Source organism: Streptomyces sp. NPDC003011, assembly GCF_053591515.1.
This window is the reverse complement of the sequence record NZ_JBSFTY010000006.1, coordinates 92,042-116,873: the sequence shown is the minus strand read 5'-3', so window position 1 is coordinate 116,873 and position 24,832 is coordinate 92,042. Positions and strand designations below refer to the sequence as shown.

The following is a 24,832-nucleotide window of genomic DNA, read 5'->3' as shown; positions in this document are numbered from 1 at the left end:
GTACTCACGCCATGACCCAGCCGCCCCCTCCGCCGCCCAACCAGCCTCCGCAGCAAGGGGGGTTCGGTCCGCCGCAGGACCAGCCGCAGCAGCCGCAGTCGCCGCAGCAGCCTCCGCAGGCCCCGCAGGCCCCGCAGCCAGGACAGCCGCCGCAGGCGCCTCCGGGCGCTCCGCCGGCGCCGCCCGGCGGGCAGGGGCAGCCCGGTTACGGGTATCCCCAGCAGCCCCAGCCGCCGCAGGCACCTCCCGGGTACGGCTACCCGCAGCCAGGACAGCCGCCGCAGGCACCCCCCGGGTACGGCTACCCCGGCCAGGCTCCGCCTCCGTACGGCCAGCAGGCGCCCCCGCCGTACGGGCAGCCGAACCCGTACGGGCAGCAGCCCGGTTACGGCTATCCGCAGGCGAACATGCCGCTGCAACCGCAGCCGGGGCACCCCGGGGGCGGTGGCGGGCGGAAGGTCAACGCTCAGCTGGCCATCATCGTGGCGGCCGTCGTGGCGATCGCGCTGATCGTCGGCGGCGGTGTCTGGTACGCGTCCTCGTCCGGTGACGACAGCGGCAAGAAGGACGACACCGCCGGCACCAGCGGCGGCACCGGCGGCGGGGACGAGAAGGGCGGCACCGACGGCGGCACCGGCGGCACCACGGGCAAGGGCACGGAACGGGTGCCGGCCGACCCCGCCTCCCAGGTCCTCTTCCAGGTTCCGCAGCCCGAGGTCGACAAGGACACGACCATCTCGGTCTCCGGCTCCTGGGTCACCGACAAGGCGTACGTCAAGAGCGGCGTCGCCGAGATCGTCGGCCGCGACCTCGACAAGGGCACCGAGCTGTGGAAGATCAAGCTTCCCGGCCCGGTGTGCCAGGCCAGCCGCCACGCCACCGAGGACAACCTCACGGCCGTCCTCTACCAGCCCGAGATGCCGACGAAGAACCGCACCGCGGGCTGCAGCCAGGTCGCGGCGATCGACCTCGACGCGGGCAAGAAGCTGTGGACGAAGACGGCCACATCCGGTGACGAGCCGATCAACTTCGACAACGTCACCGTCAGCGCGACCACCGCCGCCGCGGGCAGCACCAGCGGCGGCGCCGCCTGGGACCTCTCCTCCGGCAAGCAGCTGTGGGCCCCGAAGGCGTCCGACACCTGCTACGACGCCGGATACGGCGGCGGCCAGAAGCTCGTGGCCGTCCGCAAGTGCGGTCAGTACGGCCAGCGTCAGCTGCACATCCAGACCATCGACCCGAAGTCCGGGAAGGTGATCTCCGAGTACAAGATGGACCCGGGCATCGAGTACGCCAGCGTGGTGTCCAGCGAGCCGCTGGTCGTGGCCGCCGACGTCGGCGACTCCGCGAAGGACGCCAGCGGCATCTCGGACTTCTTCTCCATCGACAACAAGACGGGCGAGCTGCGCACCCGTATCCCCGCGCCGGGCGACCAGTACGCCGCGGACTGCGAGGGCATCACCGAGATCGAGGCCTGTTCGAGCCTGGCGGTCGGCAACGACCGGCTCTACCTGCCGACCGAGGAGCACGACGGCACGGCCGAGTACAGCGACACCAACGAGATCGTCGCGATCGACCTGGCCACCGGGAAGACGACCGGCCAGCGGGTCGACGCGGGTGACGACTACACGTTCATGCCGCTGCGCATGGACGGCGCCAACGTGATCGCGTACAAGCGTGGGCCCTACAACAAGGGCGGCCAGATCGTCAGCATCGACGGCACCAGCTTCAAGGCGACCAAGCTGCTGGAGAACCCGGCCACGGAGTCGGTGCGGGAGGTGGAGCTGAAGATGTCCCCGCAGTACTCCGAGGTGCTGTACCACGACGGCCGGCTGTTCATGTCCCAGGTGTACGCGAGCGATCTCGGGAGCACGCCGGGGGAGAAGGAGTACCTGGTGATCGGGTTCGGCGCGAAGTGACGCGGGCGCCGGCGCGGGCGCGGGCGCGCGGAGGCCGCCCGGGCACCGGCGGTCCGTGCGCCCTGCCCTGATCCGTCCCCGGCTCCGTCCCCGGCCCCGTCCCTGTTCAGGGGCGGGGCCGTGCACTTACCGCTCGTCACCCTCGAATACGAGGAATTTCGGCGATCTGGGGCACTTCTCACCAGTAGGGGAAGCGCAACGTCGAACAAGCGTGTAGCTTCCGGGGGCATGAAGGGCGGGGGGAGCCGGGTGAGGGCCTCTGTCCGTGCGGACCAGTGGGCATCCATAGTGGGCAGCCATAGGGCGTCGTCCATGTCGATGGAGTTCCATTGGGGGGACTGGGGGGTTGCTCGATGGGAGTGCGGCTCATGGTGGTCGACGACCACCGTCTGCTCGCCGAGGCCTTGGCCTCGGCGCTGAAGCTGCGGGGGCACCGGGTGCTCGCCGCGGCGGCGCCTGCCGCGGGTGCGGCGGAACTGGTGATCAGCCGGTCGCCGGAGGTGTGCCTGCTGGGGACGGCCACGCCGGCCGAGCCCGGGATGTTCGACCCGGTGGTGAGGATCAAGCGGGAACGGCCGCAGGTCGCGGTGCTCGTGCTGGGGCCCGTGCCGAGTCCCCGGGGGATCGCGGCGGCGTTCGCGGCGGGGGCGTCAGGGTACGTGCGGCACGACGAGCGGATCGAGGGCGTCGAGCGCGCGATCATGAAGGCCCGGGCGGGGGAGGCGGCGGTGGCGCCGCAGTTGTTGCAGGGGGCGTTCAGCGAGCTGCTGAATCCCGCGGCCCAGCCGGATGACGAGGGGCAGCGGTTGCTGCGGATGCTGACGCCTCGGGAGGTCGAGGTGCTGGTCCGGGTGGCCGAGGGCGAGGACACCCGGCTGATCGCGGCCGGGATGGGGATCGCGCCGTCCACGGCACGTACGCACGTCCAGCGGGTGCTGATGAAGCTGGGGGTGGGGTCGAGGCTGGAGGCGGCGGCGCTGGCGGCACGGACGGGGTTGCTGGACCGGGCAGGCCCGGTGCGTCTGCCGTCGGCGGAGGCGGGGGAGTGAGCGGGGCGTAGGGAACGGGCAGGGGCCGGGTACGGAAACGGGAGCGGGCCGGGAAGGCGTACGGCTCCCGTCGCGACCGGGCGTGCCTGACCCCCGCCTCCCTGTCCTGACGGGCCGGACGGGTGAGGCGGGGGCGGAGCTCCCAGAGCCCTTACCGGGACGGGGTTTCCTCGTCCGGGGTCGGCGGGGCCACCGGGCGGAGCTTCAGCCAGACCAGGAAGAACACGCCCAGGGCGAGCATCGCCAGCCCGGTCCAGAGGTTGATGTTCACGCCCTGGGCCTTGTCGATCGCGGCGTCGTCGTCCGTGAGGCCGGCGATCGTCACGATGACGCCGTAGACGACGAACAGGCCCCCGATGATGCGGCGGATGTCGAAGAGGCGCGCGGCGGTCGCCGACTCGCTCTGGAGTGCGGTGACCTCCTGCTGGACGTTCTTGTCGGAGTATCCGGAGTGCTCGGTCATGGTTTCTCCATCCTCCCGCGATCAGAACGAGAACGGGATGTAGCAGGCGGCGGCCAGGATCACCGCGCCCCAGCCCAGCAGGGCCGGCTTGCGGTACCAGGCGTCGTCGCCGGCGGCGGGCGGCTCGGACATGCCGGGGGACGTGGTGCCGTAGACGAGGCCCTGGAGATCCCCGGCCGGCTTCGGTGCCGTGAAGAGCGAGACGGCGATCATGACGACGGCTCCGGCCACGAACCCGGCGATCGCGGAGACGAAGTTGGCGCCCTGGTCGGAGGGGATGTCGATGATGCCCTGCTTGTAGATCCAGAAGTAGTTCACCATCGCCGCCGTGGTGCCCGCGAGCAGGCCCCAGAAGCCGGACTTCATGGACGCGCGCTTCCAGAACATGCCGATGATGAAGACGACGAACATCGGGACGTTGAAGAAGGAGAACAGCGTCTGGAGGTAGCTCATGATGTTCGAGAAGGACGAGGCGAGGAACGCGGTGCCGATGGAGGCCAGCACGCCGATCGCCGTGATCAGACGGCCGAAGCGGACGTAGTACTCGTCCTCGCGGTCCCTCTTCACGTACTTCTGCCAGATGTCCGTCGTGAACACCGTGTTGAAGGACGAGATGTTGGCCGCCATGCCCGCCATGAACGCGGCCAGGAGACCGGTGACCGCGATGCCGAGGACGCCGTTGGGGAGCAGCGACTCCATCAGGTACGGGATCGCGTCGTTGTACTGGAGGTCCGAGCCGGCCGTGCCGATCTTCGGGACCAGGACGGCGGCGACCAGGCCGGGGATCATCACCAGGAAGACGATGAAGATCTTCGGGAACGCGGCGATGAGGGGGGTGCGCTGCGCCGCCGAGAGGTTCTTCGCGGACAGGGCCCGCTGCACCTCGGCGAAGTTCGTCGTCCAGTAGCCGAAGGACAGGACGAAGCCGAGGCCCAGGACGATGGTGAGCCAGTTGGCGCCCAGGGGGTTGTCGCTGCCGATGCCGGTGCCGCCCCAGGAGGTCATGAAGTCGGCGCCGCGGGTCTCGGTCAGGGAGTCGGACAGGCCGTCCCAGCCGCCGACCTTCTTCAGGCCGAGGATGGTGATCGGGATGAGGGCCGCCAGGATCACGAAGAACTGGAGGACCTCGTTGTAGATCGCGGAGGAGAGGCCGCCGAGGGTGATGTACGCCAGGACGAAGGCGCCGGCGACCACGATCGCGACCCATTCCGGCCAGCCGAGGAGGGCCTCGACGACGATCGCGAGGGCGTAGAGGTTGACGCCCGCGATCAGGATGGCGGCGAAGGCGAACAGGATCGAACTCAGCAGGTGTGCTGCCTTGTCGAAGCGCAGCAGGAGGAACTCGGGGACCGAGCGGACCTTGCTGCCGTAATAGAACGGCATCATCACCAGGCCGAGGAAGACCATGGCGGGGATGGCGCCGATCCAGTACCAGTGCGTGGTGTAGACGCCGTACTGCGCGCTGTTGGCCGCCATGCCGAGGATCTCGGTGGCGCCCAGGTTGGCGGCGATGAACGCGAGACCGGTGACCCAGGCGGGCAGAGAGCGGCCGGAGAGGAAGAAGTCGAGGCTGGTCTTCACCGAACGGCGGGCGGCGAAGCCGATGCCGAGGACGACGACGAAGTAGATGCCGAGGATCGTGTAGTCGAGCCAGTTCGTGGGGAGCCGCAGCTCGGCTGCCAGATGTGTGGGGGTCTGCATAAGTACTCGCTTCGTTGCGTGAACTGATCCGTGGCGGAACCTATGCCTCCGCGTTCGATGATTGAACACTCAGGTTGACGTTTTTTGTGTGATTGTGATGTTGACGGTCGTGGTGAGTTGTGTTTCGATGTGTTTGGTTCTGTTTGATGATTGAGTGGCTCGAATAGGGAGTCCGCAGTGAAGAAGACCTCCACCCGGCTGGCGGACGGCCGCGAGCTCATCTACTACGACCTGCGGGACGACACCGTGCGGGACGCGGTCGACCGCCGCCCGCTGGAGCGGACCGTCACCACGTCCGAGGTCCGGCGGGATCCGCTGCTCGGGGACGCGGTGGCCATCGCCTCGCACCGGCAGGGGCGTACGTATCACCCGCCGGCCGACGAGTGCCCCCTGTGCCCCTCCCAGGGCGAGCGGCTGAGCGAGATCCCGGACTCGTCGTACGACGTCGTGGTCTTCGAGAACCGTTTCCCCTCGCTGGCCGGGGACTCCGGCCGCTGCGAGGTCGTCTGCTTCACCTCCGACCACAACGCGTCCTTCGGCGATCTGACCGAGGAGCAGGCGCGGCTGGTCCTGGAGGCGTGGACCGACCGGACGTCGGAGCTGTCGCATCTGCCCTCAGTCGAGCAGGTGTTCTGTTTCGAGAACCGGGGTGCCGAGATCGGTGTGACCCTGGGCCACCCGCACGGGCAGATCTACGCCTACCCCTTCACCACGCCGCGCACCGCGCTGATGCTGCGCTCCGTCGCGGCGCACAAGGAGGCGACCGGCGGGGAGAACCTCTTCGACGCCGTCCTGGAGCAGGAGCTGGCCGGCGAGCGGGTCGTCCTGGAGGGTGAACACTGGGTCGCCTTCGTGCCGTACGCCGCGCACTGGCCCTACGAGGTCCACCTGTACCCCAGGCGCCGGGTGCCGGACCTGCTCGGTCTGGACGAGGGCGCGCGCACAGAGTTCCCCCAGGTCTATCTGGAACTCTTGAAGCGCTTCGACCGGATCTTCGACGGGCCGGGTGGAGAGAAGGAAGGGGCGGGGGAGCCTCTGACGCCGTACATCGCGGCCTGGCACCAGGCCCCGTTCGGCGCGCTGGAGGAGTTCGAGGGCGTCAGCCGTGACGACTTCGCGCTGCACCTGGAGCTTTTCACCATCCGCCGTACGTCCGGCAAGCTGAAGTTCCTCGCGGGTTCCGAGTCCGGGATGAACGTGTTCATCAACGACATCCGGCCGGAGGCCGCGGCCGAGCGACTGCGAGAGGTAGCCAGTTCATGAGCGGTAAGTACCTGGTCACGGGTGGTGCGGGATACGTCGGCAGCGTGGTCGCCCAGCATCTGCTGGAGGCGGGGCACGAGGTCGTCGTCCTCGACGACCTCTCCACCGGCTTCCGCGAGGGGGTCCCGGCGGGCGCCTCCTTCGTGGAGGGCGACATCCGTGACGCCGCCAAGTGGCTGGACCCCTCCTTCGACGCCGTCCTGCACTTCGCCGCCTCCTCCCAGGTCGGCGAGTCGGTCGTGAAGCCCGAGAAGTACTGGGAGAACAACGTCGGCGGCTCCATGGCCCTGCTCGGCGCCATGCGCGAGGCGGGCGTGCGCAGGCTCGTGTTCTCCTCCACGGCCGCCACCTACGGCGAGCCCACCGAGGTCCCGATCGTCGAGTCGGCGCCGACGCAGCCCACCAACCCGTACGGCGCCACGAAACTCGCGGTCGACCACATGATCACGAGTGAGGCGAAGGCCCACGGGCTCGGTGCCGTCTCGCTGCGCTACTTCAACGTGGCCGGCGCGTACGGCGCGTACGGCGAGCGCCACGACCCCGAGTCGCACCTCATCCCGCTCGTCCTCCAGGTCGCGCAGGGCAGGCGGGACGCGATCTCCGTCTACGGCGACGACTACCCGACGCCGGACGGCACCTGCGTGCGCGACTACATCCACGTGGCGGACCTGGCCGAGGCCCACCTGCTCGCGGTGCGGGCCGCGGCCTTCGGCGAGCACCTCATCTGCAACCTCGGCAACGGCAACGGCTTCTCCGTCCGCGAGGTCATCGAGACGGTCCGGCAGGTCACCGGCCACCCGATCCCCGAGGTCGTGGCCCCCCGCCGGGGCGGCGACCCGGCGGTCCTGGTGGCGTCGGCCGCCACCGCCCGCGAGAAGCTGGGCTGGAACCCGTCCCGCGCGGATCTCACGGGGATCGTCGCGGACGCGTGGGAGTTCGCGCAGCGGCGGGGCAAGTAGTACCGACGAGCACGTAGGAAAGGTCAGGGGTCAGGGCATGAGCGAGGCTGGCGCAGGGGCTGTCGCCGAGCGGTTCGAGAAGCTGTACGGGGCCGGTCCGCAGGGGGTGTGGGCGGCACCGGGCCGGGTCAACCTCATCGGCGAGCACACCGACTACAACGACGGCTTCGTGATGCCGTTCGCCCTGCCGCACATCGCCGTCGCGGCGGTGTCCCGGCGGGACGACGGCGTGCTGCGGCTGCACTCGGCGGACATCGAGGCCGGCGTCGTCGAGCTGCGGCTGGACGACCTGGCCCCGGGGTCGGACCGGAACTGGACGGCGTACCCGGCGGGCGTGGTCTGGGCGCTGCGCGAGGCGGGCCACCCGGTCACCGGCGCGGACGTCCACCTGACCTCGACCGTGCCGTCCGGCGCGGGGCTGTCCTCGTCGGCGGCGCTGGAGGTCGTGATCGCCCTCGCCCTCAACGACCTGTACGAACTCGGCCTCAAGCGCTGGCAGTTGGCCCGCCTGTGCCAGCGAGCGGAGAACGTGTACGTCGGCGCCCCGACCGGGATCATGGACCAGACCGCGTCGGCGTGCTGCGAGCCGGGCCACGCCCTGTTCCTCGACACCCGCGACCTGTCCCAGAAGCAGATCCCCTTCGACCTGGCCGCCGAGGGCATGCGCCTGCTGGTCGTCGACACCCAGGTCAAGCACGCCCACAGCGACGGCGAGTACGGCAAGCGCCGGGCCGGCTGCGAGAAGGGCGCCGCCCTGCTGGGCGTGGACGCCCTGCGGGACATCCCCCACGCCGAGCTGGACGCGGCGCTGGCCCGGCTCGGGGACGAGGAGGAGGTGCGCCGCCTGGTGCGCCACGTCGTCACGGAGGACGAGCGGGTCGAGCGGGTCGTGTCGCTGCTGGAGTCCGGCGACACCCGGGCGATCGGCCCGGTGCTGGTGGCGGGTCACGCCTCCCTGCGCGACGACTTCCGCATCTCCTGCCCGGAGCTGGACCTGGTCGTCGACACGGCGCTCGCCGCCGGCGCCCTCGGCGCGCGGATGACCGGCGGCGGCTTCGGCGGCTCGGCGATCGTCCTCGCGGAGGCCGCCGACGTCGACACGATCACCAAGGCGGTCCAGGAGGCCTTCGCCGCCGCGGACTTCACCGCGCCGCGGGTGTTCGAGGCGGTGCCCTCGGCGGGGGCACGCCGGCTGAGCTGACCTGCGTACCGCCACCGCCGGCCCCGCGCTCCCACCGAGCGCGGGGCCGACGTCTTTACGGGCGCTTTGCCGAGCGGGTCCGTCCGGGGATCAATGCGACCGGGTGCAGTTTGTGAAAGTCACCAAATGGACGCCTTGGTACGCCTGTTGACAGTGTTTCTACTGATACGATCATCGCACTTTTCAGTAGGCTGACGGCGCGTCATCAACGCGTACGGGGGACAGTCTCTAGGGCCCCATCGCGAAGGAGTGGCAGTTGCTCTGGCCGCCGACGCGAGGCGACTTGAAGAGAGTCTCATGACGTCATTCATCCGGGATCCGCTGCTGTGGATCCTGCTCATCGTGGTCATCATTGCGACCTTCGCAGTGATGCGCGCACGGAGAACCAACATGGCTCTCCGCCGCAACAACGACAACCTTCAGAGCAACCTGGTGGCCGTACAGGGTCAGCTCCGCCAGGTGCAGACGGGCTACGAAACCCTCACCCACCGGCATGTGGAGGACCTCGCGGAGGTCCGGGCGGACGCGGAGTCGGCCACCAAGTCCGTTCTCAAGTCGGCGATGGGCACCCTGCAGTCCCTCGCCGAGGAGCAGCAGGTGCTCCTGGACAACCTGCAGAAGGAGTACGGCGACGACTCCGGCGTGCTGGCCGATCTGATGCTGATCGACCACACCAGCAGCCAGTTCAGCCGCCGCACCAAGGGCATCTCGGTGCTGTGCGGCGGGTGGCTCGGGCGGCGCGAGGAAAGCGCCTCCGTGTACGACGTCGCCCGCAGCGCCCAGGGCCGGATCAAGGACTTCAACCGGGTCCGGGTCAACGCCCAGGTGAACATCTCCATCACCGGCAAGGCCGTCGAGCCGGTCGCCGTCGTCCTCGCCGAGCTGCTGGACAACGCGACCAAGTACAGCGCGCCCCAGTCGCCGGTGGAGATCAACATCCAGGCCGTGCCCACCGGCGTCTGCCTGGTGGTCGACGACGCCGGTGTCGGCATGAGCCAGGAGACCAAGGCCCGGGCGGCGGTCCTGCTCTCGCCCGAGGAGGCCGTCGACATCACCGGGCTCGGCGACCCGCCCAAGTTCGGCTTCGCGGTCTGCGGGATGCTCGCCGCCCGCTACGGCTTCTCGGTGTCCGTCGACTCGGTGTCCCCCTACGGCGGTGTGCGCGCCGTGATCCGTGTGCCGGAGGGCCTCTTGACCACTGACGCCCCTCAGCCCACCGCCTCCTACGACGACCGTGAGACCGAGGACGAGCAGCCCGCGCGGCGCCGTGCCGCGGTGCCCGCGACCGGCCCGACGCTCGTCGTCGGCACGACGCCCGGTGGCCTGCCCCGGCGCCGGCGCCGCAACCGGGCCGTCTCGGTGGTTCCCCAGCCCGAGCAGGCGGCACCCGCCCCGGTGCCCGCCGACCGGGAGAACACCAGTGAAGTGACGGCGTCGCGTATCGGTGCGTTCGCCCGCGGAACGCACCTCGGCCGGGTCACGAACAACACGGAAGGATCCCAGAACCAGTGAATGCCGACCTGTCGTGGGTGCTGAACGGCGTGCTCGAGGTGCGCGGGGCCCGCCATGCGATCCTCGTCTCCGCGGACGGCCTGCTGATGCAGCGCTCCGACGACATCAGCCGTGACGAGGCGGAGAAGAACGCGGCCGCGATGAGTTCCATCCAGTCCCTGTGCCGCGCCGTGGCCGGCTTCGTGGGCGGGGGACACGGCACCTGGAAGCAGACGCTGGTCGAGTTCGACGGCGGCTGGATCTTCCTCGTCGCCGCGGGCAGCGGGGCCTATCTGGCCGTGTCGGCGGCTCTGGACGTCGACATGGAGGCCATGTCCTTCAGGATGCAGAAAACCGTGAGCGCGCTGCGCGAGGCGATGAGCGCGGCGCCCCGTCTGAACGCCGGTGCCGACGCATGACCAGCCCCGGCGAGGAAGCGCCGGTCACCAGCGACTTCGTCCGGTCCTACGTCATCACCGGCGGCCGGCGGCTGCCGTCGGCGGACGACCTGGCGCTGCACACTCTGGTCACCCTGGCCCCCGACCGGGAACTGCCGCTCGGCGCGGGCCCCGAGGTCCGGGCCATCTGGGAGCTGTGCGGGGGCGGCTACCTGTCCGTGGCGGAGGTGGCCGGTCATCTGGGGCTGCCGGTGGGCGTGGCCCGGCTGCTGCTGACCGATTTAACCGAGCAGGGACACCTTCTGCGCCGCTCCGAACCCGCCCGCGCCAAGCTCGCTGACCGAGAGACCCTCGAGAAGGTTCTGCATGGACTCGAAACCCTCATCGTCTGAGACGGCCGCGAACGGCACGATCTACGTCTCCGACGCGGTGACCACCGCCGCCAAGATCCTGGTCGTAGGCCATTTCGCGGTCGGCAAGACCACCTTCATCGGCTCGCTGTCGGAGATCACGCCGCTGCGGACCGAGGAGAAGATGACGCAGGCGTCCGTGCACGTGGACGACCTGCGGGGCGTACCGGACAAGGTGACCACCACCGTGGCCCTGGACTTCGGCCGGCTGACCCTGGCCGAGGAACTCGTGCTCTACCTGTTCGGCACGCCCGGGCAGCAGCGCTTCATGCAGCTGTGGGAGGACATGGCCCGCGGCGCGCTCGGCGCGCTGCTGCTGGTCGACCCCGCCCGGCTGGAGGAGACGTTCCCCGTCATCGACCTGATCGACGAGTACGGGCTCGAGTACGCCATCGCCGTCAACACCTTCAACGCGCAGCAGCACTTCGACGAGGCGGAGATCCGTGAGGCCCTCGACCTGCTGCCCGACACCCCCGTCGTCTACTGCGACGCCCGCGACCAGCGGTCGTCCGCGAACGCGCTGATCGCCCTGGTCCGCCACCTGCTCGATCGCGCGGCCTGATCCACTCCCTCCCCGGCCGGGCCGTGAGGCCGGGCCCGCAAAGGACTCCCCCGTGGACACTCACCACTCGCCGGCCGCCACCACCGGCGCCAGATGCCCCATGTTCGACGGCACCTTCACCGCCGACCCCCAGCAGATCTACGAGTACGTGCGGGCCCACGGCCCCGCCGGACCCGTGGAACTCGCGCCCGGCGTGGACGCCACCCTGGTCGTCGAACACGAGACGGCCCTCAGGGTGCTGCAGAACCCCACCCTGTTCCCGCGCGACGCCCGCCGCTGGAAGGCGCTGAACGAGGGCCGCGTGCCCCTCGACAGCCCCATCCTGCCGATGATGGCCTACCGGCCCAACTGCCTGTTCACCGACGGTGCCGTGCACCTGAGGCTGCGCCAGGCCATCACCGCGAGCTTCGACCGGCTCAACACCACCCGGCTGCGCCGGGACGTCGAGCCGATCGCCGACTTCCTCATCGACCAGTTCAGCGAGCGCGGCCGCGCCGACCTGATCAACGACTACGCCAAGATGCTGCCGCTGCTGCTGTTCAACAAGCTCTTCGGCTGCCCGGCCGACATCGGCGACACTCTGACGCTCTCCCTGTCGGCCCTCTTCGACGGCATCGACGTGCAGCGTGCCAACGAGGAGCTCACCGCCGGCCTGATGGAGCTGATCTCCGTCAAGCGCCGCCGCCCCGGCGACGACATGACCTCCTGGCTGATCCAGCACTCCGCGGGCCTCACCGACGAGGAGCTGAAGGACGAGCTCGTCGTGCTGATGGGCGCCGGCTTCGAACCCCAGCGCAACCTCATCGGCCACGCCCTGCACCTGCTCCTGTCCGAGGAGGGCTCGGGCGGCTCCGGCATGCTGGTCGAGGAGGCCATCGACCACATCCTGTGGAACAACCCGCCGCTGGCCAACTACGCCACGCACTACCCCGTGCAGGACGTCGACCTCGGCGGAGTGATCGTCGAGGCGAACTCGCCGGTCGTCATCAGCTTCGCCGGCGCCAACAGCGACCCCGCCCTGAAGGAGGCCCGCGAGAACCGCAACAAGGGCGCGCACCTGGCGTGGGGAGCGGGCCCGCACGCCTGCCCCGCCAAGGACCCGGCGCTGATCATCACGATCACCGCGATCGAGCGGATCCTCAACGCGCTGCCCGACCTCACCCTGGCCGTGGCGGACGAGGACCTGCAGTGGCGTCCGGGGCCGTTCCAGCACGCGCTGGCCGCGCTGCCCGTGCGGTTCAGCCCGACCCCGGCCACCCGCATGGTCTCGGTCCTGCAGAGCGCGGCCCCCCGCCAGCAGCCCGAGCAGCCGGGCACGATGCCCGCCCCCGAGCCCATACGGCAGGAGCAGCCGGCGCACAAGCGGGGCTTCTGGAGCACCCTGGTCGACCTCTTCCGCGTCTGACGTGTCGACAACTCCCATGGATAAACCGGGAATCGGCCACACGGCATGTGACGGGAGCAACACGTAGCGGCGCATGACGCCGGAGAGGGGAAGGGTAGATTCCGCCAGTAACGGTAACGCCCGGCCATAAAGGAGCTCCGCGTGACCGCAGTTGGCGACATAAGCGGCACCACCACAGACCGTCGAGCCGTCATCTCCCTTCTCCGGCGCCTGCGTTCGCCCGAGGGCCAGAGCAACCCCTGGCCCGTGTGGGAGCAGATGCGTTCCCTGGGCGACGTCCTGCCCGCCCCGTGGGGCGGCTACCTGGTCACCGGATACGACGCCTGTGACCAGGTCCTGCGCGGTAGGAACTGGCTCGTACCGGACCTCGCCTGGCAGGCCAGACAGCCTCCGTCCGAGCGCTGGCAGGCGCCCGCCGCCCAGGCGATGAGCCGGACCCTGTTCCGGCTCAACGCGCCGGACCACACGTGTCAACGCCGGGGACTGGGCAACCTCTTCGACCGGAACACCCTCGCGTCGCTGGCGCCCCGCGTCGCGGTCCACGCCCGGCGGATCGTGGACGAGCTGGCCGACCGAATACGCGACGACGGGGAGGCCGACTTCGTCACCGTCGTCGGTGACCAGCTCCCCGTCCTCGCCACCGGCGAGTGGCTCGACATCCCCGCGCGGCACCACGCGTACATGCTCGACTTCACTCACCGGCAGGTCCATTCGCAGGAACTCCTGCCCACGAAGACCGAACTGGCCGTCTCCGCCCAGGCGACCGAGGAGATGCGGGTCTTCTTCACCGCTCTCATCCAAGAACGCCGGGCAGCCCCGGGCGACGACCCGATCTCCCACTGGATCCGGTACTGGGACGAGCAGTTCCCGGGCGACCGGGCGGCCGCCGACCAGACCGTCTTCGACCTGGTCATGTTCATCGCGGTCGCGTCCCTGGAGACCTCGGCGACCCTGATGACCAACGCGGTCTGGCTGCTGACCCGGGACGGCGGCGCCGCGTGGAACTGGCTGCGCGAACACCCCGAACACGTCGAGGACGCGGTCGAGGAGACGCTGCGCTACGACCCTCCCGTCCACGTCAACAGCCGGATCGCCGCCGCCGACACCGTCCTGGCCGGCACCCCGATCGCCAAGGACCAGATGGTCCACGTGATGTACGGCGCGGCCGCCCACGACCCGCGGCGCCACCAGGACCCGTACCGCTTCGACATCCTGCGCAACAGCAGCCACATGGCCTTCGGCGGGGGCATCCACTACTGCCTCGGAGCGGGCCTCGCCCGGCTCGAGGGCCGTTCGCTCCTGACCGCCCTGCTGAATCGTTTCGAGACGCTGCGCCCGGTGTCCGTCCCCACCTACGCGCCTCGTATGGTGTTCCGCCGCGTGACCTCGTTGAAAGTGACCACGGATGACGACCCTGCCGCCCCCCGCGCGCCCCGACCTCTCGCTGAAGACCCTGCGGGTCCACCAGCGGGGGGCTGTCCTGTCCATCGAACTCAGCAGCCCTGAACCGGGCAACGTCGTCACCGACGCGATGCTGGACGACCTGCGGGCCGTCCTGGACCACCAGGGCCCCGACGTGCGCGTCGTCGTGCTGTCCGGTGCCGGGGACGACTTCTGTCTCGGCGGTGACCGTGCCGAGTTCGTGCTGACGGATCCGGCGGCCCACAGCCAGCGCGCCTCCGGGATCAAGGCCCGGCGCGTCTACGAGGCCCTCACCGGCAATCCGGCGGTGACCATCGCCCGGGTCCACGGCCGGGCGGTCGGCGCCGGGCTCGGCCTGGCGATCGCCTGCGACCTGCGCGTCGGCAGTCAGGACGCGAGCTTCCGGCTGCCCGAACTCGCGCTCGGACTGCCCACGGCCTGGGCCGGGATCCTGCCCCGTCTGATCAACGAGGTAGGCACCGCGCGCGCCCGGGAACTCATCCTCACGGGCCGTGTCGTCGACGCTCAAGAAGCCCTGTCCCTCTCGCTGCTGCACAAGGTCGTGCCCGCCGAGAAGACCGACGAGGCGATAACAGCCTGGGCCAACCCCATCATCCGCCGGCCGCTCGCCGCACTGAGGGTCACCAAAACCCTGCTCAACTCCTACAACGCCACCACACTGCTGGCCGACGCCTCGGTCCTCGAAGCCGAGCTGATGGCGGCGGTGGTGGCCGAGACCCACCGGGGAGGCACGAGCCCCTGACTCACCGCCACCGCTTGACGAGCGTGTACTCCGTGATCCCCGGCGGATAGCCGGGGATCACGCACACCACCTCGTAACCCCGCCGCTGGTAGAACCCCGGCGCCTGGAAGTCCCAGGTCTCCAGGCGTACGGCCGCACAGTCCCGCTGGTCGCGGGCCACCCGTTCCGCCCGGGCCAGCAGCCGCGAGCCGAGCCCCGAGCCGCGGTGGCGTCCGTCGACCCACAGCCAGGTCACGTGCAGCCAGGTCGCCCAGGTGTGGCCGACGAGACCGCCGGCCAGGGCGCCCGCCTCGTCCAGCGCCCACACGTGCAGGGGGACCTCGCGTGCGGCGGGGGTGCCGCGCAGCGCGCGCAGGACGGGGGAGGCGGCGGTGTTCGTCTCCCGCAGTCGGGTCCGGAGCAGATCGCGTCGCTCCTTGTCGACTTCCGTCTCGATACGAAACATGCGGCTCACCATAAACGCGTCGGACAGCCAGTTCTGCAAATTGACTTCCGCTCCTGCCCCCCAGCCGTACTCTGAGGAACAGCACCGGTGGGGGCCGGTGCTGATCAGGGGGCGAGACAGTCGGGTACGACGCCCGATGCGGGGGTAACGGTCTGTGCACGGCGGCGGCCGTGCGGTGCCGGCATCCCCAGGCGTCGTACCCGCGCTCCGTCGTCGCTCTCCGGAGGATCCCCTGCTCTTCAGGAGCCTGGGGAAGGGGGTTTCGTGGTTCGCATCCGAGTGCTGGTCGTCGACGACCATCGCATCTTCGCCGAGTCGCTCGCCGCCGCCCTGGCCGCCGAGCCCGACGTGGACGTCTCCGCGGCGGGCAGCGGTCCGGCAGCGCTGCGCAGTCTGGAACGCGCGGCGGCCGAGGGGCGCCGTTTCGACGTCCTGCTCGTCGACGCCGACCTGGGCGGCAACGTGCCGGGCGTACGGCCCGCCGTGCCCGTGCAGGCGGGCAACGAGGACGGTCTCGTCGACGGCATCTCACTGGTGGTCGGGGTGCGTTCCGCGCAGCCCGGCGTACGGATCGTCGTGCTCGCCGAGAAGGACGATCCGCGGCGGGCCGCGCTCGCCCTGCAGGCCGGTGCCTGCGGGTGGGTCGCCAAGGACTGCTCGCTGTCCCGGCTGCTCACCGTCATCCGCGGGGTGCTGCGCGAGGAGACCCATCTGCCGCCCGCCCTGCTCACCGGCGTCCTGCGTGAGCTGACGGCGGCCCGCAAGCACCGCACCGAGAGCGAGCGGCTCGTGGAGTCCCTCACGCCGAGGGAGCGGGAGGTGCTGCGGTGCATGGTCGCCGGGCTGGGCCGCAAGGCCGTCGCCGAGCGGCTGTTCCTGTCGCCGCACACCGTCCGGACGCACATGCAGAACGTCCTCGGCAAGCTCGGGGTGCACTCCACCCTGGCCGCCGTCGCCCTGGCGCGGCGAGCGGGCGTGGGCCCGGCCGACCTGGGCCCCGTCGGCCGGATCGGGGTGGAGGAGAGCAGCAGCGCCTGACCGGCGGCCGCCTCAGCCGGGGATGTTGTCGAACGGCGCGGTCAACTGGCGCAGCAGTCCCGCCAGTTCACCGCGCTGGGCGCGGGACAGCTCCGCGAGGATCGCCCGCTCCTGGTCCAGCAGTCCGGCCAGGGCCTGGTCCGCGCGGTCCTGGCCCTCCTCGGTGAGGCGGACCAGCACACCACGCCGGTCGCTCGGGTCGGGCAACCGCTCCACCAGGCCCTTCTTCGCGAGCCGGTCGATGCGGTTCGTCATCGTGCCCGAGGTGACCAGGGTCTGCGTCAGCAACTGCCCCGGCGAGAGCTGATACGGCGTCCCCGCCCGCCTGAGCGCGGTCAGCACGTCGAACTCCCAGGGCTCCAGAGCGTGCTCGGCGAAGGCCAGCCGGCGAGCCCGGTCCAGGTGCCGGGCCAGTCTGCTCACCCGGCTGAGCACCTCCAGCGGCTCCACGTCGAGGTCCGGGCGCTCCCGGCGCCACGCTGCGACCAGCCGATCGACCTCGTCCTCCATGTGATCAGTGTAGTGGTTCTGTCGATGTGAAGTCTCTTGACATCAAGCCTCTTGACGTCAAGCTACATTGCCGGGAGGCTGGGACCCGTTCGCGTACGGCTCTCCTCCAGGAGGCTCCATGCCCGCCCCCGCCTGGGACCCCGCCCAGTACCTGCGTCACGCCGGTCACCGCGCCCGCCCCTTCGCCGACCTGCTCGCCCGCGTCCCCGACCTCCCCGCGCGTCCGCCCGCCGGCACACCCCGCATCGCCGACCTCGGCTGCGGCCCCGGCAACGTGACCGCCCTGCTCGCCGCCCGCTGGCCCACGGCCCGCATCACCGGGTACGACAACTCGCCCGAGATGCTCGACCGGGCGCACGTGGAGCACGAGGGCCCCACCCCGGGCGGCGGCCGGATCGACTTCGCCCACGCCGACGTACGGACCTGGGCGCCCGCGGAGCCGTACGACCTGATCGTCAGCAATGCCACGCTCCAGTGGGTCCCCGGGCACGCGGAGCGGTTCGCGGACTGGGTGGCGGGCCTGACGGCGGGCGGCACCCTCGCCTTCCAGGTACCGGGGAACTTCGACTCCCCGAGCCATGTGCTGATGCGCGACCTCGCCCGCTCCGCCCGCTGGAAGGACCGCCTCGCCGGCACCCTCCGGCACACCGACGCCGTCCTCGCCCCGCAGGACTACCTGGAGCGGCTCGCCGGCCTCGGCTGCGCGGCCGACGTGTGGGAGACGACGTACGTCCACCCGCTCACGGGCGAGGACCCGGTGCTGGACTGGGTGAAGGGCACCGCACTGCGCCCCGTCCTCACCGCGCTCGCCGACGACCCGCCCGCCCGGGAGGAGTTCGTGGCCGAGTACCGGTCCGCCCTGCGCGAGGCGTATCCGGCCGGCGCGCACGGCACGCTCTTTCCCTTCCGCCGCATCTTCGCGGTGGCCCGTAAGGAGGGATGACGGGAAGGATGACGGCGCCCGCCGCCGGCCCGCACGGCGGACCCGGGCACGACGGCCGGCGTCAGCTCTTGCGGCGTCCTATCAGGTGCGGCTTCGCCTCCAGCCCGTCCAGCCCGTGCCAGGCCAGGTTCACCAGATGGGCGGCGACCTCCGCCTTCTTCGGGCGGCGGACGTCCAGCCACCACTGGCCGGTCAGGGCGACCATGCCGACCAGGGCCTGCGCGTACAGGGGGGCCAGTTTGGAGTCGAAGCCGCGGCTCTTGAACTCACGGCCCAGGATGTCCTCCACCTGCGTGGCGATGTCCGAGATCAGGGACGCGAACGTACCCGTCGACTGGGGGATGGGGGAGTCGCGGACCAGGATGCGGAAACCGTCCGTGTACTCCTCGATGTAGTCCAGGAGCGCGAACGCCGCCTGCTCGCACAGCTCACGCGGGTGACCGGCGGTGAGGGAACTCGTCACCATGTCCAGCAGGCGGCGCATCTCGCGGTCCACCACGACCGCGTACAGGCCCTCCTTGCCGCCGAAATGCTCGTACACCACCGGCTTGGACACCCCGGCCTTGGCCGCGATCTCCTCCACCGACGTGCCCTCGAAACCTTTCGCCGCGAAGAGGGTGCGACCGATCTCCAGCAGCTGCTGGCGGCGCTCCGCACCGGTCATCCGGGTGCGACGCGCACGCCGCGGCTTGTCATTGCTCGGGGTGCTGCTGGAGTCGGTCGCCACGGCGTCAATCATGCCGCCTCGGCGGTCTCCTTCTTGCGCCGGAAGCCGTCCTGTTCCGTGTTACGGCGGGAATCGATACGCGAGCGTGACGGCCAGCGCACGTCGTAGGCCCAGCCGAGCATCTCGAAGATGCGGATGAAGCGTGCCGAGGAGTCCACCTGGCCCCGCTCCACCCCGTGCCGCGCCGACGTGGGGTCCGCGTGGTGCAGGTTGTGCCAGGACTCGCCGCAGGACAGCACCGCCAGCCACCACACGTTGCCCGAGCGGTCCCGCGACTTGAACGGCCGCTTGCCGACCGCGTGGCAGATCGAGTTGATCGACCACGTGACGTGGTGCAGCAGGGCCACCCGGACCAGCGAGCCCCAGAAGAACGCGGTGAACGCGCCCCACCACGACATCGTCACCAGCCCGCCGATCAGCGGCGGCAGCGCCAGCGACAGCAACGTCCACAGCACGAACTGACGCGAGATGTTCCGGATCGCCCTGTCCTTGATCAGATCCGGGGCGTACTTGTCCTGCGGTGTCTGCTCCTCGTCGAACAGCCAGCCGATGTGCGCCCACCACAGGCCCTTCATCAGGGCCGGGACCGTCTCGCCGAACCGCCACGGCGAGTGCGGGTCGCCCTCCGCGTCGGAGAACTTGTGGTGCTTGCGGTGGTCGGCCACCCACCGCACCAGCGGCCCCTCGACCGCCATCGACCCGGCGATCGCCAGCGCGATCCGCAGCGGTCGTTTCGCCTTGAAGGAACCGTGGGTGAAGTAGCGGTGGAAGCCGATCGTGATGCCGTGGCAGGCCAGGAAGTAGAAGAAGACCAGCAGGCCGAGGTCGAGCCAGCTCACGCCCCAGCCCCACGCCAGCGGCACCGCGGCCAGCAGCGCGAGGAAGGGGACGATGATGAAGAGCAGCAGGGTGATCTGCTCGATCGAACGCTTCTGCTCCCCGCCCAGCGTGGCGGAGGGCGGGGGAGTTCCGCCGGCCGGCTTCGAGGAGTCTTCGATCACGTCGGAGCTAGTGGTCATGCGCGTCCCTGTGGGGTCTTGGATGGAGACGGACACCGGGTCGACGAGAACCGGGCGGTACTTCCTACGGTCCCGTAACCTACGGCATCGTAAGTATGGCGGCGCGATGTCCGGCGGCAGGAGGCCGACAGCCTGCGCGTCCACGCGGACACCTATCCTTGTGTCGGTCGGACAGCGCGGTCCGCTCTCTTTTCTGCCCGGAGGTCCCGGCCCGCATGCGGCGCCAGCCGCCCGACCGTCCTCCGGGTTCCCTCCCAGACGAGCTTCAACACTGCAAGGAGCCGCACCTGTGAGCAGTGCCGACGACCTGACTGCGAGCACCACGTCGACCAGCAGCGAGCTGCGCGCCGACATCCGGCGCCTGGGTGACCTCCTCGGCGAGACCCTCGTCCGACAGGAGGGTCCCGAGCTGCTCGAACTGGTCGAGAAGGTCCGCCGCCTCACCCGCGAGGACGGTGAGGCCGCCGCCGAGCTGCTGCGCGGCACCGAACTGCAGACCGCCGCCAAGCTGGTCCGCGCCTTCTCCACCTACTTCCACCTGGCCAACGTCACCGAGCAGGTCCACCGAGGCCGCGAACTGCGCGCCAGGCGCGCCGCCGAGGGCAGCCTGCTCGCCCGTACGGCCGACCGCCTCAAGGACGCCGACCCCGAGCACCTGCGCCAGACGGTCGCCAACCTGAACGTCCGCCCGGTGTTCACGGCCCACCCCACCGAGGCCGCCCGCCGCTCGGTCCTCAACAAGCTCCGGCGCATCGCCGCGCTCCTGGAGACCCCGGTCATCGAGGCCGACCGCCGCCGCCACGACACCCGTCTGGCCGAGAACATCGACCTCGTCTGGCAGACCGACGAACTGCGCGTGGTCCGCCCCGAACCCGCCGACGAGGCCCGCAACGCCATCTACTACCTGGACGAGCTGCACGCGGGAGCGGTCGGTGACGTCCTCGAAGACCTCACCGCCGAGCTGGAGCGCGTCGGCGTCAAGCTCCCCGACCACACCCGCCCGCTCACCTTCGGCACCTGGATCGGCGGCGACCGCGACGGCAACCCGAACGTCACCCCCCAGGTCACCTGGGACGTCCTGATCCTCCAGCACGAGCACGGGATCAACGACGCCCTGGAGATGATCGACGAACTGCGCGGCTTCCTCTCCAACTCCATCCGCTACACCGGGGCCACCGACGAACTCCTGGACTCCCTCGGCACCGACCTGGAGCGCCTCCCGGAGATCAGCCCCCGCTACAAGCGGCTGAACGCGGAGGAGCCCTACCGCCTCAAGGCCACCTGCATCCGGCAGAAGCTGGAGAACACCAAGCAGCGCCTGGCCAAGGGCACCCCGCACGAGAAGGGCCGCGACTACCTCGGCACGGCCGAGCTGCTCGCCGACCTCACCCTGATCCAGACCTCCCTGCGCGAGCACCGCGGCGGCCTGTTCGCCGACGGCCGCATGGACCGGACGATCCGCACCCTCTCCGCGTTCGGCCTCCAGCTCGCCACCATGGACGTACGCGAGCACGCCGACGCCCACCACCACGCCCTCGGCCAGCTCTTCGACCGGCTCGGCGAGGAGTCCTGGCGGTACGCCGACATGCCCCGCGACTACCGGACCAAGCTGCTCGCCAAGGAGCTGCGCTCCCGCCGCCCGCTGGCCCCCACCCCGGCGCCGGTGGACGCGGCCGGCGAGAAGACCCTCGGCGTGTTCCAGACCGTGAAGCGGGCCCTGGAGGTCTTCGGACCCGAGGTCATCGAGTCGTACATCATCTCCATGTGCCAGGGCGCCGACGACGTGTTCGCCGCCGCCGTGCTGGCCCGCGAGGCCGGCCTGCTCGACCTGCACGCCGGCTGGGCGAAGATCGGCATCGTGCCGCTGCTGGAGACCACCGACGAGCTCAAGGCCGCCGACACGATCCTGGAGGACATGCTCTCCGACCCGTCCTACCGGCGCCTGGTCGCGCTGCGCGGCGACGTCCAGGAGGTCATGCTCGGCTACTCCGACTCCTCCAAGTTCGGCGGCATCACCACCAGCCAGTGGGAGATCCACCGCGCCCAGCGCCGCCTGCGCGACGTCGCCCACCGCTACGGGGTGCGGCTGCGCCTCTTCCACGGCCGCGGCGGCACCGTCGGCCGCGGCGGCGGCCCCTCGCACGACGCGATCCTCGCCCAGCCCTGGGGCACCCTGGAGGGCGAGATCAAGGTGACCGAGCAGGGCGAGGTCATCTCCGACAAGTACCTCGTGCCGTCCCTGGCCCGGGAGAACCTGGAGCTCACGGTCGCCGCCACCCTCCAGGCGTCCGCCCTGCACACCGCCCCCCGCCAGTCCGACGAGGCGCTCGCCCGCTGGGACGCGGCCATGGACGTGGTGTCGGACGCCGCGCACGCCGCGTACCGCAGGCTCGTCGAGGACCCGGACCTGCCGACGTACTTCCTCGCGTCGACGCCGGTGGACCAGCTCGCCGACCTGCACCTCGGCTCACGGCCCTCCCGCCGCCCCGGCTCGGGTGTCTCCCTCGACGGACTGCGCGCCATCCCCTGGGTCTTCGGCTGGACCCAGTCCCGGCAGATCGTGCCCGGCTGGTTCGGCGTCGGCTCCGGCCTGAAGGCCCTGCGCGAGGCCGGCCTGGACACCGTGCTCGACGAGATGCACGAGCAGTGGCACTTCTTCCGCAACTTCATCTCCAACGTCGAGATGACCCTCGCCAAGACGGACCTGCGGATCGCCCAGCACTACGTCGACACCCTCGTCCCCGACGAGCTCAAGCACGTCTTCGACACCATCAGGGCCGAGCACGAACTGACCGTGCGCGAGGTGCTGCGCGTCACCGGCGAGAACGAACTGCTCGACGCCACCCCGGTCCTCAAGCAGACCTTCACCATCCGCGACGCCTACCTGGACCCGATCTCCTACCTCCAGGTCACCCTGCTCAAGCGCCAGCGGGACGCGGCGGCCGCCGGCGAGCAGCCCGACCCGCTGCTGGCACGGGCCCTGCTGCTCACCGTCAACGGTGTGGCGGCGGGCCTGCGCAACACCGGCTGACAGGCACCCGGACCCGACGGTGCCCCCGGACTCGGACGAGTCCGGGGGCACCGTCACGCAAGGGATGTCAGGCCCGGCCGCGGCGCCGGAACAGCAGGTAACCGCCCGCGGCGACCAGCACGGCCGCAGCCCCCGACAGCAGACCCACCGGGGCGCCGTTGCCGGTCTCGGCCAGATCGCCCCCGGAACCACCGCCCTGCGCGGACGGGGACGAAGCCGCGGACGCGGATGTGGACGCGGCCGCCGGCGGAGCAGCCGGCCCGTCGGCGGACGAACTCGGGGACGGCGAGGCGGAGGGGTCCGCCGACCCGCCCGCGGAGGAGCTCGGCGAGGCGGACGCCGGCCCGGACGGCGTCGCACCGCCGCCCTCCCCGTCGTCCGCGCAGTCCGTCCAGAACACCTTGTGCTTGGCGGAACCCTTCTCGCCGTCGAAGTTCCAGAACAGCTTGTAGTGCCCGTCGGGCAGCGACAGGTCCTCCGTACGGCCGTGACCGGCGGCGTCCAGCGTGATCTCGCCGGACTTCACCGTCTCGCCCTTGACCTCGGCCGTCGGGGCCCAGGCCTTGATGTGCCAGTCGACCTCCTGGACCGCGTCGAAGCCGAAGGCGTCCAGGTAGAAGGCGCAGACGTGCGGCTCGTTCTTACGGAGCTCCTCGCCGGTGGTGGCATCGTGGATCTTCACGGTCCCGTTGTCGCCGGGAGCGGTGGCGTGCGCGGCGGGCGCCAGGAGCAGGGCCGCCGAGACGGCGCCGGCGGTCAGCGCGCCGGCGCGGGAGAGGGTACGCATGGGCAGTCCATCTTCGAGAGGTGAACGGGAAGATGTGGAGGGGGCGGCTCAGCTTCCAGCCGCGCCTGACCGCAGGTCAATCACGAACAGGCAACACTCGGTTCCTCCACAGCAGGAAGAACGCCGAAACCCGTCAGACCGTCACGAACGCCGCCGTCAGCAGCGCGATACCCGACCCCGCCAGCACCCACGCCGCCCGCGTCCGCCGCAGCCCGCCCGCCACCACCACCGACGCCAGCAGCAGCGCCCCGCCCATCGGCACCCACGCGTAGAGGACCCCGGCGGGACCGGAACGCACGACCTCGTCACCGCCGGGCTTGACGACCACGTCGTACGTCCGCCCCTTGCGCACGGCGACCGTGTGCTCGACGACCACGCTCTCCCTGGCCGTCGACCCGACCGACACGGGCGTGTACGGCCCCGTACAGGTGTCCGCGCCGCACCGCGTCACCTGGACCGTGCCGCGCTCCCGCCCCTTGGTGAGCATCACGTGCTGAGCCGTGCCCCAGGACGCCCACACCCCCGCGATCAGGATCAGCGCCGCGACCGTGGCCATCGCCGCGATCCGCCCGAACCGCAACGCGACGGCCGAGGTCCGGCGGGAGGAGGCGGTGGCAGGCATGGCCGGGATCATTGGCCATGGTCCTGCGCCCGGTCAACTCCGCCGGGGCCGACAGCCGGACAAGTCAGGAGTTGTACGTGCTTTGCGCCCGTTCCAGACCCTCGATCACGAGGGCCTCGACCGCGTCGGCGGCCCGGTCCACGAGGTAGCCCAGCTCCTTGCGCTCCGCCGACGAGAAGTCCCTCAGCACGAAGTCCGCGACCTGCATACGCCCCGGGGGCCGCCCGATCCCGAACCGCACCCGGTGATAGTCCGCGCCCATCGCCTTCGTCATCGACTTCAGCCCGTTGTGCCCGTTGTCCCCGCCGCCCAGCTTGAGCCGCAGCGTCCCGTAGTCGATGTCCAGCTCGTCGTGGACCGCCACCACGTTCGCCAACGGCACCTTGTAGAAGTCCCGGAGCGCGTTCACCGGCCCGCCCGACAGGTTCATGTACGACATCGGCTTCGCCAGCACCACCCGCCGGTTGCCCGGCCCCGGCGGCCCGGTCCGCCCCTCGACGACCTGCGCCTGCGCCTTGCCCGCCCGCTTGAACCGGCCCCCGATCCGCTCGGCCAGCAGATCGGCCACCATGAACCCCACGTTGTGCCGGTTCTCGGCGTACTCCGGCCCCGGATTGCCGAGCCCCACGATCAGCCAGGGGGCACCCGCGTCGGTCGTCACGTCTGTGTCTCCTTGATGTGCGCCAGCCGCTGCCCCCGAAGGG

General features: G+C 70.7%; 24 protein-coding genes. 15 read left to right on the top strand and 9 right to left on the bottom strand.

The features are described 5' to 3' along the window. Window positions 1-11: 11 nt before the first annotated feature. Both ACWD0J_RS04965 and ACWD0J_RS04960 read left to right on the top strand, forming a co-directional pair. On the top strand, window positions 12-1,919 hold the full coding sequence (locus ACWD0J_RS04965; protein ID WP_451494335.1) for an outer membrane protein assembly factor BamB family protein: 1,908 nt from the start codon (window positions 12-14) through the stop codon (window positions 1,917-1,919). Between the two features lie 353 nt (window positions 1,920-2,272). Then, complete coding sequence (locus tag ACWD0J_RS04960; RefSeq protein ID WP_451494334.1) at window positions 2,273-2,968, top strand: helix-turn-helix transcriptional regulator; 696 nt, start codon at window positions 2,273-2,275, stop codon at window positions 2,966-2,968. A gap of 151 nt (window positions 2,969-3,119) precedes the next feature. Here ACWD0J_RS04960 and ACWD0J_RS04955 read toward each other — a convergent pair whose 3' ends face one another. After that, entirely contained in the window at window positions 3,120-3,431 is a 312-nt protein-coding gene (locus ACWD0J_RS04955) for a hypothetical protein (RefSeq protein ID WP_451494333.1), read from the bottom strand. Between the two features lie 21 nt (window positions 3,432-3,452). Continuing rightward, entirely contained in the window at window positions 3,453-5,132 is a 1,680-nt protein-coding gene (locus ACWD0J_RS04950) for a sodium:solute symporter family protein (protein ID WP_451494332.1), read from the bottom strand. Between the two features lie 177 nt (window positions 5,133-5,309). On the opposite strand from ACWD0J_RS04950, the gene galT reads away from it, so the two are divergent. The 10 genes from galT (at window position 5,310) to ACWD0J_RS04900 (ending at window position 15,006) form a co-directional block, all read left to right on the top strand. Beyond that, a complete protein-coding gene (gene galT / locus ACWD0J_RS04945) occupies window positions 5,310-6,395 on the top strand; it encodes a galactose-1-phosphate uridylyltransferase (RefSeq protein WP_451494331.1) in 1,086 nt (361 codons plus the stop codon). Continuing rightward, window positions 6,392-7,354 carry a UDP-glucose 4-epimerase GalE gene (galE, locus tag ACWD0J_RS04940; protein WP_451494330.1) on the top strand — a complete coding sequence of 321 codons (963 nt, stop codon included), beginning with the start codon at window positions 6,392-6,394 and terminating at the stop codon, window positions 7,352-7,354. The genes galT and galE overlap by 4 nt, the downstream gene beginning before the upstream one ends. Before the next feature lie 37 nt (window positions 7,355-7,391). After that, a complete protein-coding gene (galK, locus tag ACWD0J_RS04935; protein WP_451494329.1) occupies window positions 7,392-8,555 on the top strand; it encodes a galactokinase in 1,164 nt (387 codons plus the stop codon). A gap of 297 nt (window positions 8,556-8,852) precedes the next feature. Further along, on the top strand, window positions 8,853-10,067 hold the full coding sequence (locus ACWD0J_RS04930) for an ATP-binding protein (RefSeq protein ID WP_451494328.1): 1,215 nt from the start codon (window positions 8,853-8,855) through the stop codon (window positions 10,065-10,067). Then, on the top strand, window positions 10,064-10,465 hold the full coding sequence (locus tag ACWD0J_RS04925) for a roadblock/LC7 domain-containing protein (RefSeq protein WP_451494327.1): 402 nt from the start codon (window positions 10,064-10,066) through the stop codon (window positions 10,463-10,465). The genes ACWD0J_RS04930 and ACWD0J_RS04925 overlap by 4 nt, the downstream gene beginning before the upstream one ends. Continuing rightward, a complete protein-coding gene (locus ACWD0J_RS04920) occupies window positions 10,462-10,836 on the top strand; it encodes a DUF742 domain-containing protein (protein WP_451494326.1) in 375 nt (124 codons plus the stop codon). The genes ACWD0J_RS04925 and ACWD0J_RS04920 overlap by 4 nt, the downstream gene beginning before the upstream one ends. Beyond that, a complete protein-coding gene (locus tag ACWD0J_RS04915) occupies window positions 10,811-11,416 on the top strand; it encodes a GTP-binding protein (RefSeq protein ID WP_451494325.1) in 606 nt (201 codons plus the stop codon). The genes ACWD0J_RS04920 and ACWD0J_RS04915 overlap by 26 nt, the downstream gene beginning before the upstream one ends. 100 nt (window positions 11,417-11,516) lie before the next feature. After that, the gene (locus ACWD0J_RS04910; protein WP_451494394.1) at window positions 11,517-12,821 is read left to right on the top strand and encodes a cytochrome P450; all 1,305 of its coding nucleotides are present in this window, start codon (window positions 11,517-11,519) and stop codon (window positions 12,819-12,821) included. 141 nt (window positions 12,822-12,962) lie between these two features. Continuing rightward, a complete protein-coding gene (locus ACWD0J_RS04905) occupies window positions 12,963-14,327 on the top strand; it encodes a cytochrome P450 (protein WP_451494324.1) in 1,365 nt (454 codons plus the stop codon). Then, window positions 14,227-15,006, top strand: coding sequence for an enoyl-CoA hydratase/isomerase family protein (locus ACWD0J_RS04900; RefSeq protein WP_451494323.1), 780 nt, complete (start codon window positions 14,227-14,229; stop codon window positions 15,004-15,006). Before ACWD0J_RS04905 ends, ACWD0J_RS04900 begins: the two co-directional genes overlap by 101 nt. Before the next feature lies 1 nt (window position 15,007). Here ACWD0J_RS04900 and ACWD0J_RS04895 read toward each other — a convergent pair whose 3' ends face one another. Beyond that, window positions 15,008-15,463 carry a GNAT family N-acetyltransferase gene (locus ACWD0J_RS04895; protein WP_451494393.1) on the bottom strand — a complete coding sequence of 152 codons (456 nt, stop codon included), beginning with the start codon at window positions 15,461-15,463 and terminating at the stop codon, window positions 15,008-15,010. A 252-nt stretch (window positions 15,464-15,715) separates the two neighbouring features. Between ACWD0J_RS04895 and ACWD0J_RS04890 the strand changes: the two genes are divergently transcribed. Further along, complete coding sequence (locus ACWD0J_RS04890) at window positions 15,716-16,489, top strand: LuxR C-terminal-related transcriptional regulator (RefSeq protein ID WP_451494322.1); 774 nt, start codon at window positions 15,716-15,718, stop codon at window positions 16,487-16,489. A gap of 12 nt (window positions 16,490-16,501) precedes the next feature. On the opposite strand, the gene tamR is transcribed toward ACWD0J_RS04890, so the two are convergent. Further along, window positions 16,502-16,999, bottom strand: coding sequence for a MarR family transcriptional regulator TamR (gene tamR / locus ACWD0J_RS04885; RefSeq protein WP_451494321.1), 498 nt, complete (start codon window positions 16,997-16,999; stop codon window positions 16,502-16,504). Between the two features lie 118 nt (window positions 17,000-17,117). Here tamR and ACWD0J_RS04880 point away from each other — a divergent pair, with 118 nt between their 5' ends. Next, a complete protein-coding gene (locus tag ACWD0J_RS04880; protein WP_451494320.1) occupies window positions 17,118-17,942 on the top strand; it encodes a trans-aconitate 2-methyltransferase in 825 nt (274 codons plus the stop codon). A 61-nt stretch (window positions 17,943-18,003) separates the two neighbouring features. On the opposite strand, the gene ACWD0J_RS04875 is transcribed toward ACWD0J_RS04880, so the two are convergent. Then, window positions 18,004-18,681 carry a TetR family transcriptional regulator gene (locus tag ACWD0J_RS04875; RefSeq protein ID WP_451494319.1) on the bottom strand — a complete coding sequence of 226 codons (678 nt, stop codon included), beginning with the start codon at window positions 18,679-18,681 and terminating at the stop codon, window positions 18,004-18,006. Next, window positions 18,678-19,688, bottom strand: coding sequence for an acyl-CoA desaturase (locus tag ACWD0J_RS04870; RefSeq protein WP_451494318.1), 1,011 nt, complete (start codon window positions 19,686-19,688; stop codon window positions 18,678-18,680). Before ACWD0J_RS04870 ends, ACWD0J_RS04875 begins: the two co-directional genes overlap by 4 nt. Before the next feature lie 289 nt (window positions 19,689-19,977). Between ACWD0J_RS04870 and ppc the strand changes: the two genes are divergently transcribed. After that, window positions 19,978-22,719 (top strand): phosphoenolpyruvate carboxylase, encoded by a 2,742-nt coding sequence (ppc, locus tag ACWD0J_RS04865; protein ID WP_451494317.1) that lies wholly within the window; start codon window positions 19,978-19,980, stop codon window positions 22,717-22,719. Window positions 22,720-22,786: 67 nt separating this feature from the next. Here ppc and ACWD0J_RS04860 read toward each other — a convergent pair whose 3' ends face one another. The 3 genes from ACWD0J_RS04860 to pth form a co-directional block, all read right to left on the bottom strand. Next, the gene (locus ACWD0J_RS04860; protein ID WP_451494316.1) at window positions 22,787-23,506 is read right to left on the bottom strand and encodes an LPXTG cell wall anchor domain-containing protein; all 720 of its coding nucleotides are present in this window, start codon (window positions 23,504-23,506) and stop codon (window positions 22,787-22,789) included. A gap of 133 nt (window positions 23,507-23,639) precedes the next feature. After that, window positions 23,640-24,140 (bottom strand): hypothetical protein, encoded by a 501-nt coding sequence (locus tag ACWD0J_RS04855; RefSeq protein WP_451494315.1) that lies wholly within the window; start codon window positions 24,138-24,140, stop codon window positions 23,640-23,642. A 52-nt stretch (window positions 24,141-24,192) separates the two neighbouring features. Beyond that, window positions 24,193-24,789 carry an aminoacyl-tRNA hydrolase gene (gene pth, locus ACWD0J_RS04850; protein ID WP_451494314.1) on the bottom strand — a complete coding sequence of 199 codons (597 nt, stop codon included), beginning with the start codon at window positions 24,787-24,789 and terminating at the stop codon, window positions 24,193-24,195. Window positions 24,790-24,832 lie beyond the last annotated feature (43 nt).